This is a genomic window from Mesorhizobium sp. B2-1-3 (assembly GCF_006442495.1).
Taxonomy (GTDB): Bacteria; Pseudomonadota; Alphaproteobacteria; order Rhizobiales; family Rhizobiaceae; genus Mesorhizobium.
In genome coordinates, this window is record NZ_VFWL01000007.1 from 69,654 (window position 1) to 86,688 (window position 17,035).

Annotated in this window: 17 protein-coding genes; 10 read left to right on the plus strand and 7 right to left on the minus strand. The window is 63.5% G+C overall.

Annotation, left to right across the window (positions count from 1 at the left end; genetic code table 11):
- Positions 1 to 6: 6 nt before the first annotated feature.
- Positions 7 to 1,230, minus strand: coding sequence for an iron-containing alcohol dehydrogenase (locus FJ973_RS13880; protein WP_140556256.1), 1,224 nt, complete (start codon positions 1,228 to 1,230; stop codon positions 7 to 9).
- A 208-nt stretch (positions 1,231 to 1,438) separates the two neighbouring features.
- Here FJ973_RS13880 and FJ973_RS13885 point away from each other — a divergent pair, with 208 nt between their 5' ends.
- From FJ973_RS13885 to FJ973_RS13905, 5 genes are all read left to right on the plus strand, one after another.
- Complete coding sequence (locus FJ973_RS13885) at positions 1,439 to 2,137, plus strand: GntR family transcriptional regulator (RefSeq protein ID WP_140499296.1); 699 nt, start codon at positions 1,439 to 1,441, stop codon at positions 2,135 to 2,137.
- Positions 2,138 to 2,143: 6 nt separating this feature from the next.
- A complete protein-coding gene (locus FJ973_RS13890) occupies positions 2,144 to 3,721 on the plus strand; it encodes a sugar ABC transporter ATP-binding protein (RefSeq protein WP_140556257.1) in 1,578 nt (525 codons plus the stop codon).
- 17 nt (positions 3,722 to 3,738) lie between these two features.
- A complete protein-coding gene (locus tag FJ973_RS13895; RefSeq protein WP_140499447.1) occupies positions 3,739 to 4,710 on the plus strand; it encodes an ABC transporter permease in 972 nt (323 codons plus the stop codon).
- 57 nt (positions 4,711 to 4,767) lie between these two features.
- Positions 4,768 to 5,718 (plus strand): substrate-binding domain-containing protein, encoded by a 951-nt coding sequence (locus FJ973_RS13900; RefSeq protein WP_140499292.1) that lies wholly within the window; start codon positions 4,768 to 4,770, stop codon positions 5,716 to 5,718.
- Between the two features lie 67 nt (positions 5,719 to 5,785).
- The gene (locus tag FJ973_RS13905) at positions 5,786 to 6,379 is read left to right on the plus strand and encodes a DJ-1/PfpI family protein (RefSeq protein WP_140499290.1); all 594 of its coding nucleotides are present in this window, start codon (positions 5,786 to 5,788) and stop codon (positions 6,377 to 6,379) included.
- 218 nt (positions 6,380 to 6,597) lie between these two features.
- Here FJ973_RS13905 and FJ973_RS13910 read toward each other — a convergent pair whose 3' ends face one another.
- From FJ973_RS13910 to FJ973_RS30900, 6 genes are read right to left on the minus strand one after another with little or no spacing between them, the layout of a single operon-like run.
- Positions 6,598 to 7,104: a sarcosine oxidase subunit gamma family protein gene (locus FJ973_RS13910; protein ID WP_246675680.1), complete on the minus strand. Its 507-nt coding sequence runs from the start codon at positions 7,102 to 7,104 to the stop codon at positions 6,598 to 6,600.
- Positions 7,097 to 10,045, minus strand: a complete 2,949-nt coding sequence (locus FJ973_RS13915) for a sarcosine oxidase subunit alpha family protein (RefSeq protein ID WP_348640463.1) — start codon at positions 10,043 to 10,045, stop codon at positions 7,097 to 7,099. The genes FJ973_RS13910 and FJ973_RS13915 overlap by 8 nt, the downstream gene beginning before the upstream one ends.
- The gene (locus tag FJ973_RS13920; RefSeq protein WP_140521354.1) at positions 10,042 to 10,308 is read right to left on the minus strand and encodes a sarcosine oxidase subunit delta; all 267 of its coding nucleotides are present in this window, start codon (positions 10,306 to 10,308) and stop codon (positions 10,042 to 10,044) included. Before FJ973_RS13920 ends, FJ973_RS13915 begins: the two co-directional genes overlap by 4 nt.
- Before the next feature lie 12 nt (positions 10,309 to 10,320).
- A complete protein-coding gene (locus tag FJ973_RS13925) occupies positions 10,321 to 11,577 on the minus strand; it encodes a sarcosine oxidase subunit beta family protein (protein ID WP_140556259.1) in 1,257 nt (418 codons plus the stop codon).
- Between the two features lie 9 nt (positions 11,578 to 11,586).
- Positions 11,587 to 12,735: a Xaa-Pro peptidase family protein gene (locus tag FJ973_RS13930; protein ID WP_140499284.1), complete on the minus strand. Its 1,149-nt coding sequence runs from the start codon at positions 12,733 to 12,735 to the stop codon at positions 11,587 to 11,589.
- A 36-nt stretch (positions 12,736 to 12,771) separates the two neighbouring features.
- A complete protein-coding gene (locus FJ973_RS30900; protein ID WP_181167224.1) occupies positions 12,772 to 12,945 on the minus strand; it encodes a hypothetical protein in 174 nt (57 codons plus the stop codon).
- A gap of 244 nt (positions 12,946 to 13,189) precedes the next feature.
- Here FJ973_RS30900 and ehuB point away from each other — a divergent pair, with 244 nt between their 5' ends.
- Genes ehuB through FJ973_RS13955 form a run of 5 tightly spaced genes read left to right on the plus strand, consistent with a single transcriptional unit; the run spans position 13,190 to position 16,999 of the window.
- Positions 13,190 to 14,059: an ectoine/hydroxyectoine ABC transporter substrate-binding protein EhuB gene (gene ehuB / locus FJ973_RS13935; RefSeq protein WP_140499283.1), complete on the plus strand. Its 870-nt coding sequence runs from the start codon at positions 13,190 to 13,192 to the stop codon at positions 14,057 to 14,059.
- A 57-nt stretch (positions 14,060 to 14,116) separates the two neighbouring features.
- Complete coding sequence (gene ehuC, locus FJ973_RS13940; RefSeq protein WP_140556261.1) at positions 14,117 to 14,845, plus strand: ectoine/hydroxyectoine ABC transporter permease subunit EhuC; 729 nt, start codon at positions 14,117 to 14,119, stop codon at positions 14,843 to 14,845.
- The gene (gene ehuD / locus FJ973_RS13945; protein ID WP_140499281.1) at positions 14,842 to 15,501 is read left to right on the plus strand and encodes an ectoine/hydroxyectoine ABC transporter permease subunit EhuD; all 660 of its coding nucleotides are present in this window, start codon (positions 14,842 to 14,844) and stop codon (positions 15,499 to 15,501) included. The genes ehuC and ehuD overlap by 4 nt, the downstream gene beginning before the upstream one ends.
- Positions 15,498 to 16,277, plus strand: coding sequence for an ectoine/hydroxyectoine ABC transporter ATP-binding protein EhuA (ehuA, locus tag FJ973_RS13950; RefSeq protein ID WP_140499280.1), 780 nt, complete (start codon positions 15,498 to 15,500; stop codon positions 16,275 to 16,277). The genes ehuD and ehuA overlap by 4 nt, the downstream gene beginning before the upstream one ends.
- The gene (locus FJ973_RS13955) at positions 16,274 to 16,999 is read left to right on the plus strand and encodes a GntR family transcriptional regulator (protein WP_140517353.1); all 726 of its coding nucleotides are present in this window, start codon (positions 16,274 to 16,276) and stop codon (positions 16,997 to 16,999) included. Before ehuA ends, FJ973_RS13955 begins: the two co-directional genes overlap by 4 nt.
- Positions 17,000 to 17,035: the final 36 nt, after the last annotated feature.

The window sequence follows — 17,035 nt, forward strand, 5'->3', positions numbered from 1 at the left end:
CTCTGGTCAGACTGAGCTTGCGGCCATGTCGCCGTCATAGGCGGCCCTCACCAGCCGCCGCATCGCGGCGATGTCGAAAGGACGAGGGTTGTTCTTGATCAGCCGATCGATGCCGAGCGCCTGCTCGGCGGTCCAGTCGATCTTGTCGTGTGGAAGACCCAGATCGGCCAGCGTGCGGGTGATGCCGATCGCCGCGAACAGCCGGGCCACCTCATCGATGGTGGCGCGCGCGGTCGCCTCGGAGCTCTTTGTCTCCGTCACCCCCAGAGCGGCGCCGACCGCCGCTATTTCGTCGGTCGCGGCGGGCAGATTGTAGCTCATCACGTAGGGAAGCATCGTCGCCACGCCCAATCCGTGCGGCGTGTGGGTAAGCGCGCCGACGGGATATTGCACGGCGTGGGCAGCCGCCGTTCCGGCCGTGCCGAAAGCGCAGCCGGCCGCCAGCGCTCCCATCATGACATCGGCGCGTGCGTCTTCGTCCGAGCCGTCCCTGTACGCCTTTTCGAGACTGCGGCCCAGGAGCTGGATGGCCAGCAGCGCGAAATGATCGGTAAGGGCGCTCTTGCCGACGAAGACATGCCGCTGCGGCAAGTGCGGATCGGCGCCGCGTTTGGCGGACGTAAAGGCTTCGATCGCGTGGGTGAGCGCGTCGGCTCCGGCAATTGCCGTGAGGGAGGGCGGGCATGTCGAGGTGAGTTCCGGATCGCAGAGCGCGACCGCGGCAATGAGATGGGGACTGGAAATGCCGACCTTAAGCGTCCGCTCCGGATCGGAGATCACCGCCACCGGCGTCACTTCCGAACCGGTGCCGGCGGTGGTCGGGACCGCGATTACCGGAAGCGTGGGGCCGGGCACCTTGAACTCCCCGTAGTAGTCCTGAAGCGACCCGCCGTGACTGATCAGCAGCGCGGCGCTTTTGGCCATGTCCAGGCAACTGCCGCCACCGATCCCGATCACCATGTCCGGCTTGAAGTCCTTCGCATGGGCGGCACAGACGGCAACGCTGTCACGAGGGACATCCGGGAGGATGCGATCGTACACGAGCGTTTCGATCGAGCCTGCTCTCAGTGCCGCGCTGATCTGCGCGAACATTGGCGTCCCGGCGAAACGCTCATCCGTGCAGATGAATGCGCGCCGGCCATATCTGGCGGCAATATCAGGCAGCGCGTGGCGCTGGCCTTTGCCGAAAAGAATCTCATGCGGCAACCGGGCTGCTGCAAATAGCGTCATGAAGTGTGTCCTTCGAATATGGATTGGGGAGCGGGGGATCGGAGATCACCGCTTGCCCAGCGTGCGTGGCGTGGTTCGGGCAAGGCACGGGCCAGAGCCGTCGTCGAGTTTTCCTGCCTCACGAATATCCTCTATAAAATCGTATAGGATATAGGATTGAATTGCGCGGAGCATCGTGTTAGAGGTCGCCCCTGTCAAGAGGCAAAACATGCAGAATCCAGACCTTACCGTCGACAATGACGCTCGGTTGACAGGCCGCATCCAGCGCGCCAACAGCCTGTCGGGCGACGTCTACGAGGCGATCTTCCAGCAGCTGATGTCGCTGAAGATAGCTCCGGGATCGCGGATCACCGTCGATAACCTCGTCAAGGAGTTCAACGTCTCGCATACGCCCATCCGCGAAGCTCTTGGGCGGCTGGAAGGCGAGGGCCTGGTGGTGAAAACCCATCTTATCGGGTACCGGGCCGCGCCCCAGATCACACGGCGCCGTTTCGACGAACTCTATGAACTGCGCCTGCTGCTCGAACCCGCAGCCGCCGCCAAGGCAGCCGCTGCGCTCGATGAAGCCCGGCTGATGATTTTGCAGGAGGCGGCTGGCGTGATGGCCAGGCGGGTGGGCAAGGACGAACGCCTGCGTTATTCGAACTTCGCCCGCCAGGATGCCATCTTCCACGACAAGGTCATGGAGTTCGCGCAGAACGAGCTCATCCGCGAAACGCTGAACCACCAGCACACCCACTTCCACATTTTCCGCCTGATGTATCACTCGCGGGTCACCGAGGAGGCGCTCGACGAGCACGAAGCCATCCTCGCCGCTTTCGCGGCCAGCGATCCGGTTGCCGCCGAAAAGGCGATGCGCGTGCACATAGAGAATTCGCGGGACAGGCTCCTGCCTGCATTCGAGTAGGCCGCGATGTCAGTTGCCACTCGCATCGACGGAAGCGTCACCGCTTTGCCGCCGGAGCCCACACAGGCTGTGGCTCCGGTGCTACGCGCGGAAGGGCTTTGCAAACAATACGGCCCGGTGACCGTGTTGTCGGACATCACGCTGGATATTTTCCTTGGCGAGATCCATGCCGTCATCGGCGAGAATGGCGCCGGCAAGTCGACGTTCATGCGCTTGCTTTCCGGTTACATCGAGCCAACCGCCGGCAGCCTGTCCATGGCCGGTGACCGCGTGAGTTTCAGGACACCTCACCAGGCGCAGGCGGCAGGCATCGCGCTGGTGCATCAGGAAATCCTCCTGGCCGAAGCGCTCACGGTGACTGACAATCTCTTTCTCGGCCGCGAGCTCTCCAGGCGCGGAATCGTCGATGATGGCGCCATGCGCCGCATAGCGGCCGCGAAACTGGCCGAGATCGGTTGCGAGGTGTCGCCGACCGCGCTGGTCCGGGACATTTCGCTGGCGGATCGCCAGCTCGTGCAAATCGCCCGCGCGTTGCTCGACGATCACAGGGTCGTCATCTTCGATGAGCCGACAGCGGTGCTGACCGGTGGGGAGGTCGAGCGTTTGCTCGCCATCATCTTCGGGCTCAGGGCGCGGGGCATCGCCGTTCTCTACATCAGCCACCGCCTCGACGAGGTGCAGCGGCTGGCGGACAAGGTCACGGTCCTGCGCGACGGCAAGATGATCGGCACCTATCCCGGCCATGCGTTGAGCCAGGCCGACATGGCGCAGCTTATGGTCGGGCGCGAACTCGCCGCGCTTTATCCTCACAAGCGCGAGGTCCAGACGAGCCGGCCCATGCTGACCGTCAGAAACGCGACTGTTCCGGGTTATGCACGGGACGTGTCCTTTACCGTTCACAAAGGCGAGATTCTTGGCTTCGCCGGAATGATCGGGGCGGGGCGAACCGAGTTGTTCGAAGGCATTGTGGGGCTTAGGCCGGCGACGGCTACGATCGAGCTCAACGGGTCGCCGATACAGATACGTTCGCAGCGCGAGGCCATAGAGGCGGGCATCGGCTATCTGACGGAAGATCGCAAGGGCAAGGGCCTGCTTTTGCAGGAGCGGCTGGCGCCGAACCTGACTCTCTCGTCGCTTGACCTTCTGCATCCGGGACTGCTGGTTCTGCGCGGTCGCGAATCCGAGGCGCTCGCCCGGGCCGTCTCCAGCTACGACATCCGGGTGAAGAGCCACAACGCCAGGGCAGGGCAGCTTTCAGGCGGAAACCAGCAGAAACTTCTGCTGGCCAAGGTGCTTCTGACCAATCCTTCGGTCGTGATCATCGATGAGCCGACGCGCGGGATCGACATCGCCAACAAGGCGCAGATCTACGCCTTCATCCAGGAACTCGTGAGCCAAGGCAAAGCCTGCATCGTCATCTCCTCGGAGATGCAGGAGCTGGTCGGCATCTGCGACCGCGTCCTGGTCATGCGCGAAGGCAGGATCAGCGGCGAGGTCTCGGGCGAAACGATGATCGAAAGCAACATCGCGCTGCTGGCGACCAGTGACAAAGGCCATGGCACGGCCCAAGGAGGAAGACAGTGACGGCGCTTACCCATTCCATGTCTGCCCGAAGCGACAGGCAGCACCATTTCTCGTGGACGGATGCCGGCCCTTTCCTTGCACTGTTCGCACTACTGGTGGCGGGATTCCTCATCAATCCGGATTTTCTTTCCGCGACAAACCTGGGCAACGTGATCACGCGCAGCGCTTATGTCGCCATCATAGCCGTCGGCGCCACATTCGTGATCTCATCAGGCGGGCTCGACCTTTCGGTCGGTTCGATGGTCGCCTTCATCGCCGGCGTCACGATCATGTTCATGAACATGATGGCCCCCAGCCTCGGCCTTTGGGCCATCCCGGCAGGCATGGTGATAGCAGTCGTCGCGGGGCTTCTATGCGGCCTCGCGAACGGTCTCATCGTCACGGTCGGAAGGATCGAGCCGTTCATCGCCACGCTCGGCACAATGGGTATCTTCCGCGCACTGATCACCTATATGACCGATGGCGGCACGATCCCGATCGATCGCTCGCTGCGGGACGCGTACCGGCCGGTCTATTTCGGCGCCGTCGCGGGCATTCCGGTGCCGATCCTTCTGTCGGCGCTCGTTGCGGTGGTCGGCGCATTTGTCCTCTACAAGACCAAATATGGCCGCAAATGCGCGGCGGTGGGCGCGAACGAGGACGTCGCCCGCTATTCGGGCATCTCGGTCGTCAAGACGCGCACCATTGCCTATGTCATCCAGGGTGCATGCGTGGCGGTCGCCGCAATCTGTTACGTGCCTCGTCTGGGAGCCGCCACCCCGACCACCGGACAGCTTTGGGAGCTGCAGGTGATAACGGCCGTTGTCATTGGCGGAACGGCGCTGCGGGGCGGCAAGGGCCGCATCTGGGGCACCATCGCCGGTGCGGTGATCCTGGAGCTGATCGCCAACCTGATGGTGTTGTCGGATTTCGTTTCCGAATACCTCGTCGCCGCGGTGCAGGGCGTCATCATCATCATCGCCATGCTCGTGCAAAGATTTTCGAAATAGCTCGTCTTCGGACCGGACGGGCGCCTGTTGTGTGGTCCATATCTCTGGGAGGTATTTATGTTTAGCAGGAAATGGGTTGCCGTTGCGGCAGTCGGCGCACTGATGGTGGCCGGCCAGGCGCTTGCAGCCGACAAGAAGGTGGTCGCGGTGTCGATCCCGGCGGCGGATCATGGCTGGACGGCCGGCATCGTCTATCACGCGCAGGCCGCCGCAAAGGAAATCAACGCGGCCTTCCCGGATGTCGAAGTCGTCGTGAAGACGTCGCCCTCGGCGGCCGACCAGGTAAGCGCGCTGGAGGATCTGTCGGCCAGCCGCAAGCTGGATGCGCTGGTGATACTGCCCTACACCTCCGAGGAACTGACCCAGCCGGTGAAAGCCATCAAGGAGATGGGTACGTTCATCACCGTCGTCGACAGGGGATTGACTGACCCTTCCATTCAGGACCTGTATCTTGCCGGCGACAACATCGCGGTTGGCACCAATACGGCGAAGTTCATGATCGACAAACTGGGCGGCAAAGGTGACGTCGTCGTGCTGCGCGGCATTCCCACCGTCATCGACGACGAGCGCATCAAGGGCTTCGAGGATACCATCAAGGGCACCGGCCTGAAGGTGCTCGACATGCAGTATGCCCACTGGAACAGCGACGAGGCCTTCAAGCTCATGCAGGATTACCTGGCCAAGCACCCGCACATCGATGCGGTCTGGGCCAATGACGACGACATGCTTCTCGGTGTGCTCGAGGCCGTCAAGCAGTCCGGCCGAACCGATATCAAGCTAGCGCTCGGCGGCAACGGCATGAAGGACATCGTGAAGAAGGTGATAGACGGGGATGCGATGACACCGGTCGAGACGCCGTATCCGCCGGCGATGATCAAGACCGCTATCTACATGACCGTGGCCAACTTGATCGGTCAGGCTCCGGTTCGCGGTGCCGTCAAACTCGACGCCCCGCTCATAACCCAGGCCAACGCCAAGGAATATTACTTCCCCGACTCCCCGTTCTGAGGCCCGCAATCCGAATGAGGCAAGGCGCGTGATGCGCCTTGCATGCCAACAACAGAGAGGAAGAGCTATGCCAGGCAAGAAGATATTGATGCTGACCGGTGAGTTCACCGAGGAATACGAGATTTTCGTTTACCAGCAAGCGATGGAAGCCGTCGGCCACACGGTCCATGTCGTCTGCCCCGACAAGAATGCGGGCGACCTGATCAAGACCTCGCTGCACGATTTCGAGGGCGACCAGACCTACACCGAAAAGCTCGGACACTACGCGTTGATCAACAAGACGTTCTCGGATGCGGAAAAGCAGCTCGACCAGTACCACGCGGTCTACTGCGCGGGCGGACGCGGACCGGAATACATCCGCACCGACAAGCGGGTGCAGACGATCGTTCGACACTTTCACGAGACCAAGAAGCCGATCTTCACGATCTGCCATGGCGTGCAGATCCTGATTGCGGTCGACGGCGTCGTGCGCGGCAAGAAGGTCGGCGCGCTGGGCGCCTGCGAGCCGGAAGTCACTCTCGCGGGCGGTACCTATATCGACCTCTCGCCGACGGAAGCCTATGTCGATGGTACGATGGTGTCGGCCAAGGGATGGACGGCGCTGGCCGCCTTCATCCGTGAGTGCCTGAAAGTGCTCGGCACGGAAATCCGCCACAACTGAGCCGCTAACCAAGGCGGAGGCCGGCGCGCTGCCGTGGCGTGTCGGCCTCCACCAGTGATGCCGAGACCTTCGCCGATGCGGACGACTATATCGACCGTCGTGCAAAAGGTATGCGCGCGGTGCGTCCTGCCGGTTTAGCGGCCGCTGCGCCGGACAGGTCCAGCTTTTTCCTTACGCAATCGCGAGCGGAAAACGTTACGCACTTTCCCGGGATTGCTTTAACGCGCGGCGGCAATCCAGTCGGCAAGGCTGATGGCGAAGCTTCGCGGCACGATCAGGTCACAGCTGCTCTCGCCCGTTCGCAGATAGAGCGCCGGCACGTGATGGATGGACGTCTGTACGGCACGGCCGGGGACCGAAGCGGCGGACGACCAGTCGACCGGCATGCAGGCAGAGAGAATGTCCTGAAGACGCGCACCCTCCATCCTGAACCGCACCCGGCCTTCACCAAGCAGAACCGAGCAGCCCAATTCCGGATCGATCGCAATGGCGGGCGGTTCCGCGCCTGTCTCGACGATCAGCCAAAGACGGCAGGGCGCGATCCTGACGATGAGGGCGCCAGCGTGCCGAACCGTCTCGCCGACGCTGGCAGGGAGCCTCGCGTCCAAGGCCTGCGAGACGCTCGTTTCGAATCTTGCCAGTGTTCCGTCCCAGCCCTCGATCTGAATGATCCGGCAATCGGAGGCCCACAGGTTGAAGTCCTTCGACAGCACAGGTTCAACCATGCATACGCTCTCCCTTGGGATCGAGGAAGACGGAGGGCACGACGCGGGCGCGAACCGTCTCTGTCCGCATCGGGTAGACCGCGATGATCTCGTCTCCTTCGGCCGCGGCATTGCCCGCGAACAGCGCCAGTCCGACATAGTGGCCGAGTTCCGGGCTGAAGGTAACCGAGGTGATCCGACCGCGCCCGTGGCCGGTGACGGCATCGCCAGGCAGGAACAATATGGCGCCTCCGCGCAGCCGCTTGCCGTTCTCGATGCATTCCAGTCCGATGAGGCGCTGGCGGTCGGGCGCCTGAAAGGCCGGGCGGCGGCGCAGGACGTCGCCGACGAATCCGCCACGTTTGCCGGCCATGCGGCCGAGGCCGAGATCGTCGAGCGTGGTGCGGCCATCGATCTCGGGCCCGGCGACGTGGCCCTTTTCGACGCGCAGCGCACCGAGTGCCTCGACGCCGTAAGGTTTGAGGCCGAACGGCGCGCCTGCTTCGATGAGACGGCTCCAGGCCTGTTCGCCGGCGCTGGCACCGACATAGATTTCGTAGGCGCGCTCGCCGGAATAGCTGAGGCGGATAACGCGCAGGGCCCGTCCGTCGAACCCGGCTTCGATGACGCCCATATGCGGCAGCGTCTCGTTGGAGACATCGAGCGCGGGAAAGGCGGCGGCAAGGACATCGCGGCTTGCCGGCCCGGCGACCGACATCGCCGCCCACTCGTCGCTTACCGAAGAAACCGCGACACGCAAATCCGGCCAGGCGGTGTCGAGCAGGAATTCCAACCGCGACAGGACGTCGGCGGCCTTGGCGGTAGAGGTGGTCATGAAGAAGCGATTTTGCGACAAGCGCGTGGTGGTGCCGTCGTCGAAGACGACGCCGTCGTCGCGCAGCATGACGCCGTAACGCGCGCGGCCAACCGGAAGCTTGGCGAAACCGTTGGCGTAGACACGGTCGAGGAATATGGTCGCGTCCGGCCCCTGCACGTCGATCTTGCCGAGGGTGGAAATGTCCATCAGCCCGGCGCCGCCGCGCACGATCCGCATCTCCGCGACATAGGCTTCATTCACGTCGCGTCCGGCATCGCGATAGAAATACGGACGCATCCAGAGACCGACCTCGAGCATCTCGGCACCGTTTGCCAGGTGCCAGTCGTGCATCGGCGTGCGACGGACCGGCTTAAAGTGATGACCGACGGCGCGACCGGCCAGCGCGCCGATCGCGACCGCCGCGTAGGGCGGGCGAAAGGTCGTGGTTCCGGTTTGCGCAATCGTTGCCCGGCGCAGCGCCGCCATGGCCGAAAGTGCTGCGAAATTGCTGGTTTTGCCCTGGTCGGTCCCCATGCCGAGCGTGGTGTAGCGCTTCAGGTGTTCGACCGATTCATAGCCCTCGCGATGGGCGAGCTCGATGTCCTTGGTGGTTACATCCATCTGTAGATCGACGAAGGCCTTGCCGCGCCCAGCGGAAGAGATCGCACGAAAGGGAGCGGCCGGGGCCCCTTCGAGATCGAGTTCATCCGGCGCCGGCATGGCCGCCGGTTTTCCACAGAAGCATGCCGCTTCGACGCCGGCGCGGTGGCCGTCCTCGATCGCGTCGGCGGTCGAGAAGCGCCCCATTACCGCGCCGGCGCCGAACTGGCCTGCCGGAAAGCCGCCCGGAACGAAGCCGTCGATGTCGTCGCGATAGACGGGCCTGACGCCAAGATGCGAGGTGAGATGCACCGTCGGCGACCAGCCGTCGGAGACGCAGACGAAATCGCAGGCGATTTCCGATTTGGCGCTCGGGCCGGCAAGCCGTACGGCCTTCACCGCATGGCTGCCGCGCAGATCGGCGATCCGGGTTCCGGAGCGGATCTCTACGTTCAGGCGTCCGGCTTCCGCCGCCAGACCGGCGGGCGGAGCGCCGCGCTGATCCGCGACCGTCACCTGCGCGCCGGCGGCGGCGAGGTCGAAAGCAGCGCGATAGGCACCGTCGTTCATCGTGGCCACGAGGATATTCTTCCCCGGCAGCACGGCGAAGCGGTTGAGATAGGTCCGGGCGGCGGACGCCAGCATGATGCCTGGCCGGTCGTTGTTGGAGAACACCAGCGGCCGTTCGATAGCACCGGCGGCAAAGATGATCGAGCCGGCGCGAAGCACGGTGAAAACCTGCCGCGCAGCGCCTTGCGCGACCTGGCCGTCATGCCGCTCGATCAGCCCCAGCGTGTTGCCGTCATAGGTGCCGAAGGCCATCGTCTTGCGCATCAGGGTGACGTTGGGCTGGCCTGCAAGCTCCGCCTCGATCTTTGTCAGCCAGGCTGCCGCCTTGCCATCGGTGCGCTCGGCAAGAAGCTGGCCACCGAGCAGAAAGTCCTGTTCGACGAGGACGACCCTGGCGCCGCTGGCTGCCGCGGCGCGCGCCGCCGACAGGCCGGCAGGGCCGCCGCCGACGACTGCAACATCGGCAAATGCATGCCGGGTCTCGTAACGGTCGGGATCGGGTTCGGTGCCGGCCCGGCCCAATCCCGCGGCTTTACGGATGAAATGCTCGTAGAACATCCAGGCGCGGCGGGTCGGACCCATGAAGGTCTTGTAGTAGAAGCCGGCGGAAAGAAGGGGCGCAAACAGGCCGTTGACGCTCTGCACGTCGAAGGCAAGGGACGGCCAGCGATTCTGGCTTTCGGCAGTCATACCTTCAGCCAGTTCCAGTGTCGTGGCCGGAAGGTTCGGTTCGCGCCGTCCACCGCTTCCGAGCGTAACCAGCGCGTTGGGTTCTTCCGGGCCGGCCGAGAAGATGCCGCGCGGCCGATGGTATTTGAAGCTGCGGCCTGTCAGCATGAGCCGATTGGCAAGCAGCGCGGAAGCAAGCGTATCGCCTCGATAGCCGCCCAGCTCGCGGCCGTCGAATGTGAAGCGGAGCGGCTGCGTGCGGTCGATGCGGCCGCCGGCGGCCAGACGATTTCCAATCATTTTCATGCTGGCATGTTCCTGGTGAAGCCGACCGATGCGATAGCGTGGTTCCTCGTGTCGCGCTCGATGACCAGCCATTGCCGGCAGCCGGTCACATGCTGCCAGAATTCCCGGTGCAGCCCCGCCGGGTTCTTGCGCACATAGACATAGCGGTACCACGCCTCCGGATCGGGATCGTCATGCGCCGGACGCACCGCGGAAGCGTCGCCGCCATAGCGGAACTCGTCATGGTCGCGCGGGCCGCAGCATGGGCAGTCGATGCGAAGCATTTCTCTCGTTCTCTATTGCAGCCAGGCCGAGGGGCCGGCGCCGGCTTCGTCGAGCGTGTGGCCGGTCCGGAAACGGTCGAGCGCGTAGGCGGCGGTCAGCGGATGCGGCTTGCCGGTGGCCAGCATATGGGCAAAGCACCAGCCGGAGGCCGGCGTCGCCTTGAAGCCGCCATAGCACCAGCCGCCATTGAGATAGAGCCCTTCTATCGGGGTCGGGCAGATGATCGGACTGGCGTCCGGCGTCATGTCCATGACGCCGCCCCAATGGCGCAGCAGCCTGACACGCGAGATGCAGGGCATCAGGGCTATCGCCGCCTCCGCCACTTCGCGCACGACGCCGAGATTGCCGCGCTGGGCGTAGGAATTGTAGCCGTCGAGATTGCCGCCGAAGACCAGCCCGCCCTTGTCGGACTGGCTGACATAGAAATGGTCTGCGCCATAAGCGACGACGTGATCTACCAGCGGCTTGAGCGGCTCGGTGACGAAAGCCTGGAGCACGTGGCTTTCGATCGGCAGTTCCAGGCCGGCCTTGGCGGCAAGGAGCGAAGTATGGCCTGCGACGGCGAGGCCGACCTTGCCGGCGCCGATGCGGCCCTTGCTGGTCTCGACGCCGACGATCCTTTCGCCGTTGCGGACAAAGCCGGTCACCTCGCAATTCTGGATGATGTCGACCCCGTGGCCGTCGGCAGCGCGCGCATAGCCCCAGGCGACGGCGTCATGACGCGCCGTGCCTGCGCGGCCTTGCAAGATCGCACCATGGATCGGAAATCGCGCGGTTTCGGAGAAATCGAGATAGGGTACCAGCCGGCGCACAGCGTCGCGGTCGAGTATGTCGGCGTCGATGCCGTTCAGACGCATGATGTTGGCGCGATGGCTGAATGTGTCGAGTTGATCGGCCGAATGGGCAGTGACGATCTGGCCGCGCTGCGAAAACATCACGTTGAAGTTCAGCGCCCGCGACAAGCCTTCCCACAGCTTGACCGAGAATTCGTAGAACTGGGTGTTGCCGTCGAGCAGGTAGTTGGAGCGGATGACGGTGGTGTTGCGGCCGACATTGCCGCCGCCGACATAGCCCTTTTCCAGAACGGCGACATTGCGGATGCCGTGGTTCTCGGCGAGGTAGAAAGCCGTCGCAAGGCCATGCCCGCCGCCACCGACGACGATCACGTCATAGGCGGGCTTCGGCTCGGCCGCGCGCCAGGCGCGCCGCCAGTTCTTCTGGCCGGAAAGGGCATTGCGGAAAATCGAAAACGCCGAATAGCGAGCCATGTTCATGGTCTAGCGGACGATCGGGCCGGCTGGGGTGCGGGTCAGCACTTCGGCCCCCGCATCGGTCAGCAGCACGGTGTTGGAGATGAAATGGTCGCCGCGGCCGGTGCCCATCAGCCAGGACAGGATGTGGAAGCTCATCCCGGTCTCGATTTCGAGATCGGAATCGTGCCTGAGGCCCGTCACCGAATTGCCGCCGGTCCATGAGGGCGGCTGGCCGATGCCAACGAGATAGCCGCAATGATGGCGGCGATAATGCGACAGGCCGGCCTCGTCGGCGACGCCTTGCCAGGCGGCGTAGACATCGCGCGCCCTGGCGCCGGGCTCGAGCGCCCTGACGACGGCCTCGAATGCCTTGGCCGTGACCTCGGCCATGGCGGCGTCTTCGTCCTTGATGTTGCCGATGCGGATCAGCCGGCCAAGCGGCGCGTGATAGCGCGAGACACAGCCCGACAGTTCGACGAAGACCGGCTCGCCGCTGCGATAGATGCCGTCGCCCCAGGTCGTGTGCTCCTCGCCGAGCCGGGCGGCGGGCCGGATGAACGGGCCGAAGCCCGGCGCGTGGCCGCCGGCGCGCACCATCGCCGCCACGCATTGGGCGGCAACCTCCTGCTCGGCGGCGCCGTCGGAGATGGCAGCGATGGCGGCACCTGCCGCAGCATCCGTGACCTTGGCGGCGCGGCGCATCAGCACCTGTTCCTCGGCGCTCTTCACCAACCGCATCTTGTCGACCAGTCCCGAGACGTCGCTCCACTTGGCGTCGGCCTGCGCCTCAAGCTTCAGGGCGAGGCCGTGGCTGAGGCCGGAGGTCCAGTTTTCGATGCCGATCCGTTTGCCGGCCAGGCCGAGTTCGGAAATGACGCGCGCGGCGAGGTCGGCCGCCGTCTCGCTGTCAGAGTGACCGCGGAATTCTGCTGCCTTCACCTGATTCTCGATCGTCACCTTCTCCATCGACCGGGTGACCAGGATAGGGCGCCGGTCGAGCGTGACGATCAGGAGGTGCGGCGCGAAATAACCCCAATGGTCGAGGCCGGTGAGGTAGAAAACAGTCTCCGGCGAGGCGAAGACGGCGGCGTCGAGCTTGCGCTCTGCCAATGCCGTGCGAACTTTCGACAAGCGGCCGGCGATCTCGGCTTCGGAAAAGGGATTGCGGTCCATTGAGGTGTCCTTGAGTTGCCGGTCCTGGGCTGATGGTCAGTCGATGAAGATGGGATCGCGGGTCACGTCGCAGAGCCGCTCGCCGCCGCCTTCGCTGGCGCTGGGATCCTGGCAGATGATGAGATCGAAGCCGGCCTTTGCCATGCGTTGCTTCACGTCGGCCAGGCGCCGCGCGTATTCCGCCTTGGTGGGCCCGCCCGACGCGTCCAAAGCCGTTTTCCTTCCTGCCCTCATCCAAAGGCGGTTCGTATCCGCATCGAGAAAGCACACCTTAATTGTGCACAACTTGCGCATCACAAAGCCGCACAATCAACCCCAATGGCGATTTTTCCAGATTCGTACAGTGCGTCTTGCGATATGTCCAGATGAGTTGTATACGTCTTAGTGCGCTTGACGCGATGGTGGAGAAACATCGTTCGAGCCCGATAATTATCGAAGAAGAAAAGGGGAAAGCATGTTCACGTCACAGATATCCCGCCGCGCGCTCGTGAAGGCCGCCGCCTGTCTTGCGCTCGCCGCGACCGCATTCACGTCACTGCCGGCCCATGCCGAAACGACGCTCGAACGCGCCAAGAAGGACGGCTATATCCGCGTCGGCTTCGCCAATGAGGCGCCGTTCGGTTTCGCCACGCCTGACGGCAAATTGACCGGCGAAGCGCCGGAAGTCGCCAAGGCGGTGCTCGCCAAGATGGGCATTGCGCAGGTCGACGGCGTGCTGACCGAATTCGGCTCGCTCATTCCGGGTCTCAAGGCCGGCCGCTTCGACATCATCGCCGCCGGCATGTTCATCAATCCCAAGCGCTGCGCCGAGATCAATTTTTCCGAACCGTCCTATGGCATCGGCCAGGCCATGCTGGTCGCGAAGGGCAATCCGAAAGGCGTGAAGGACTATTCGAGCATCAAGGACAATCCCGATCTCAAGCTCGCCGTGATGGCGGGCGCCGTCGAGGGGGGATATGCGAAGGACGCCGGCGTTGCCCAAGGACAAGTCGTTTCCTTGCCCGACCAATCCAGCCTGGTCGCGGCGGTCCAGTCTGGCCGTGCCGATGCTGCCGCGCTAACCGCGCTCTCGATCGCCGACATGGCCAAGAAGGCCGATGGCGTCGAATCGACCAAGCCCTTCGGTGAAGTTGCCGGCAAGTCGGTGAAGGGCCATGGCGGCTTCGGCTTCCGCAAGGAGGACACCGATCTGCAGGAAGCGTTCAACGCCGAACTGAAGAAGTTCCTCGGTACGCCGGAGCATATCGCGCTGGTCGAGCCGCTCGGCTTCGGCAAGGACTATCTGCCGAACAAGACGACTGCAGAGCTCTGCAAGGGCGAATAAATTCCCAACTGCTGGGCGGCGTGAAAACGCCGCCCTCTTTTTTCCTCGGAGAAGCAGATGGGGATCCGCACGCTCGTTGCCATGCTGGTCGTTTCGCTGGCCGTGATCGCGGCGCTTGCGACGCAGGAGACGTACAGGCTGTTCCTACCGGGACTATTGCAGGGCGCCGTCCTGACGATCGAGATCGCTGTTCTCGGCAGCCTGCTGGCGGTCGTCATGGGCGTGCTCGCCGCGCTAGCGCGCATGTATGGTCCAGCGCCGCTCAGATGGCTGGCGACTGTCTATGTCGAAGTCTTTCGCGGCACCTCGGCGCTCGTGCAATTGTTCTGGCTGTTTTTCGTGCTGCCGCAATTCGGTGTCACGCTCGACGCGTTTCCCGTCGCGGTGCTGGCGCTTGGTCTGAATGTCGGCGCCTATGGATCCGAATGCGTGCGCGGTGCAATCCAGTCGGTCGCGCGCGGCCAATGGGAGGCGGGAACGGCGCTCAACATGAGCCGCGCGCAAATGCTGCGCCGGATCATCCTGCCGCAGGCCTTCGTCGCCATGATCCCGCCCTGGGGCAATCTTTTCATCGAGCTTTTGAAATCGACGGCGCTGGTTTCGCTGATCACGCTCACGGACCTCGCCTTCAAGGCGCAGCAGATGAACCAGAACACCTTCAAGACCATTCCCATCTTCACGCTGGTGCTGCTGATGTACCTCGCCATGTCGCTCACCGTTTCCATCGGCATGCGGCTTCTCGAAAGGCGGGCCTCGCTCGGCCTGGCGCGGGGGAGGGCGGCATGATCTGGGATTGGAGTTTTGCCGCAGAGATCCTGCCGGTGCTGGCACGCGCCGCCGTCGTCTCGATCGAGGCGACGCTGCTCGGCTTCGTCATCGCGGCTTTGCTCGGCCTGGTACTTGCGGTAATCCGTATCGCGGTGCCCTGGACCGGCTGGACGATCTCGGTGCTGGTCGAACTGATCCGCTCGACGCCGCTGCTCATCCAGATCTTCTTTCTCTATTTCGTCTTTCCGAAATTCGGCGTCGTGCTCGACGCATTCACGGCCGGTGTTCTGGCCATCGGCATCCACTACGCCGCCTATTGCTCGGAGGTCTACCGCGCGGGCTTCGACAACATCCATCGCGGCCAGTGGGAAGCCTCGATCGCACTCAACCTCTCCTCCTGGACGACCTTTCGCGACATCATCATCCCGCAGGCGATACCGCCCATCGTGCCGGCGCTCGGCAACTATCTCGTCGCGCTGTTCAAGGAGACGCCGCTGCTGTCGGCCATCGCCGTGCTGGAACTCATGCAGACGGCCAAGATCATCGGCTCCGAAACCTTCCGCTACACCGAACCGATCACGCTGGTCGGCCTGTTCTTCCTGGCCATGAGCCTGGTTTCGGCCGCGCTCATCCGTGCCCTCGAACGCCTGCTCAACCGAAGGACCGCGCGATGACCGAACAACCGATGGTCCGTTTCGACAATGTCTCGAAGCGTTACGGCGCGCTCACCGTGCTCGACGGGCTGAACCTCGAAATCGCGCGCGGCGAGAAGGTTTCCGTCATCGGACCGTCCGGTTCCGGCAAGACCACGGTCCTGCGCATGCTGATGACGCTGGAGACGATCAACGACGGCGTCATCTGGGTCGAAGGCGAGCCACTGACCCATATGAAGCAAGGCGGAAAGCTGGTGCCCGCCAATCTCGCCCACATCCGCCGCATCCGGGCGAAGATCGGCATGGTGTTCCAGTCTTTCAACCTGTTTCCACACATGACGGCGATGGCCAATTGCATCGAGGCGCCGATGACCGTGCTTGGCATGAAGCGGGCCGATGCCGAGGCACGGGCGGCCGAGCTTCTCGACATGGTCGGGCTGTCGCAGAAGAAGGATCATTATCCTTCACAGCTTTCCGGCGGCCAGCAACAGCGCGTCGCCATTGCAAGGGCGCTGGCGATGCGGCCCAAGATAATGCTGTTCGACGAGGTGACGTCCGCGCTCGATCCGGAACTTGTCGGCGAAGTGCTGCAAGTGATAAGGCAAATCGGCCGCGAGCATGATCTGACGATGCTCATGGTCACCCACCAGATGGGCTTCGCCAAGGAATTTTCCGATCGCGTCTGCTTCTTCTATCAGGGCAAAATTTGCGAGCAGGGGCCGCCGGCAGAGCTTTTCGGCGCACCCAAGAATGAGCGGACGCGACAGTTCCTGCACGCTGTCCTGGAGGCTGGATGACGCTTGATACGGATGCCTCGGCCAAGACCGTGCCGCCTTCGCGTCCGCTTTCGGCGCGCGAACGGTTCGAACGCATCTACCTGATCCTGCGCGACCGTATCTGCCTTCTCGATTATCCGCCGGGGAGCCGGCTCTCCGAGGAAGAACTCGCCCAGGAATTCGAGATCAGCCGCACACCGGTCCGACGCGTGCTGGCGCGGCTCGAGGCCGAAGGGCTTGTGCAATCGATCCACGGCGTCGGTACGATCGTTACCGACGTCGACATCGAGGAGTTGCAGCAGGTCTATCATCTGCGACTGGAACTCGCGCTGCTTGTCGGCAAGCTTTCGCCAATTCCCCGAACGGCGGTCGACCTCGATCGCATCCGAGCGCTCATCGCGCGCTGCGATTCCGATATGCTCAACCCGGATCAGCGTGCCTTTCTGCAGCTGAACATGGACTTCTTCACTGAACTGTCCGGCATGACCGGGAACCAGCCCCTGCGCGAAATAAGCGAAAGATTGTATTTTCAGGTTGCGCGCGTAGTCCTCAAGATGATGCCGCAACTCGGCCTTGTGGAGGAGTTCACGGCCTTCCGGCGCGAAATGGAGGAAGTGCTGGCCGCGGCGGAAATCGGGGATTGGGAATCGATCGGGCACATCAGGCGAGCCCATATCTCGATGAGCTTTCGGCGCATGGTGCGCCATGCCGGCCGACATGATGAATTTGACGGCAAGACCTGACGGTCGTCCTTTGTCATGGTGACGTAGCTTGCGGCG

Bases quoted from the DNA above. Each gene is read 5' to 3' on its own strand.
- FJ973_RS13880 (WP_140556256.1), bottom strand. From the start codon at position 1,230: ATGACGCTATTTGCAGCAGCCCGGTTGCCGCATGAGATTCTTTTCGGC.
- FJ973_RS13885 (WP_140499296.1), top strand. From the start codon at position 1,439: ATGCAGAATCCAGACCTTACCGTCGACAATGACGCTCGGTTGACAGGC.
- FJ973_RS13890 (WP_140556257.1), top strand. From the start codon at position 2,144: ATGTCAGTTGCCACTCGCATCGACGGAAGCGTCACCGCTTTGCCGCCG.
- FJ973_RS13895 (WP_140499447.1), top strand. From the start codon at position 3,739: ATGTCTGCCCGAAGCGACAGGCAGCACCATTTCTCGTGGACGGATGCC.
- FJ973_RS13900 (WP_140499292.1), top strand. From the start codon at position 4,768: ATGTTTAGCAGGAAATGGGTTGCCGTTGCGGCAGTCGGCGCACTGATG.
- FJ973_RS13905 (WP_140499290.1), top strand. From the start codon at position 5,786: ATGCCAGGCAAGAAGATATTGATGCTGACCGGTGAGTTCACCGAGGAA.
- FJ973_RS13910 (WP_246675680.1), bottom strand. From the start codon at position 7,104: ATGGTTGAACCTGTGCTGTCGAAGGACTTCAACCTGTGGGCCTCCGAT.
- FJ973_RS13915 (WP_348640463.1), bottom strand. From the start codon at position 10,045: ATGAAAATGATTGGAAATCGTCTGGCCGCCGGCGGCCGCATCGACCGC.
- FJ973_RS13920 (WP_140521354.1), bottom strand. From the start codon at position 10,308: ATGCTTCGCATCGACTGCCCATGCTGCGGCCCGCGCGACCATGACGAG.
- FJ973_RS13925 (WP_140556259.1), bottom strand. From the start codon at position 11,577: ATGGCTCGCTATTCGGCGTTTTCGATTTTCCGCAATGCCCTTTCCGGC.
- FJ973_RS13930 (WP_140499284.1), bottom strand. From the start codon at position 12,735: ATGGACCGCAATCCCTTTTCCGAAGCCGAGATCGCCGGCCGCTTGTCG.
- ehuB (WP_140499283.1), top strand. From the start codon at position 13,190: ATGTTCACGTCACAGATATCCCGCCGCGCGCTCGTGAAGGCCGCCGCC.
- ehuC (WP_140556261.1), top strand. From the start codon at position 14,117: ATGGGGATCCGCACGCTCGTTGCCATGCTGGTCGTTTCGCTGGCCGTG.
- ehuD (WP_140499281.1), top strand. From the start codon at position 14,842: ATGATCTGGGATTGGAGTTTTGCCGCAGAGATCCTGCCGGTGCTGGCA.
- ehuA (WP_140499280.1), top strand. From the start codon at position 15,498: ATGACCGAACAACCGATGGTCCGTTTCGACAATGTCTCGAAGCGTTAC.
- FJ973_RS13955 (WP_140517353.1), top strand. From the start codon at position 16,274: ATGACGCTTGATACGGATGCCTCGGCCAAGACCGTGCCGCCTTCGCGT.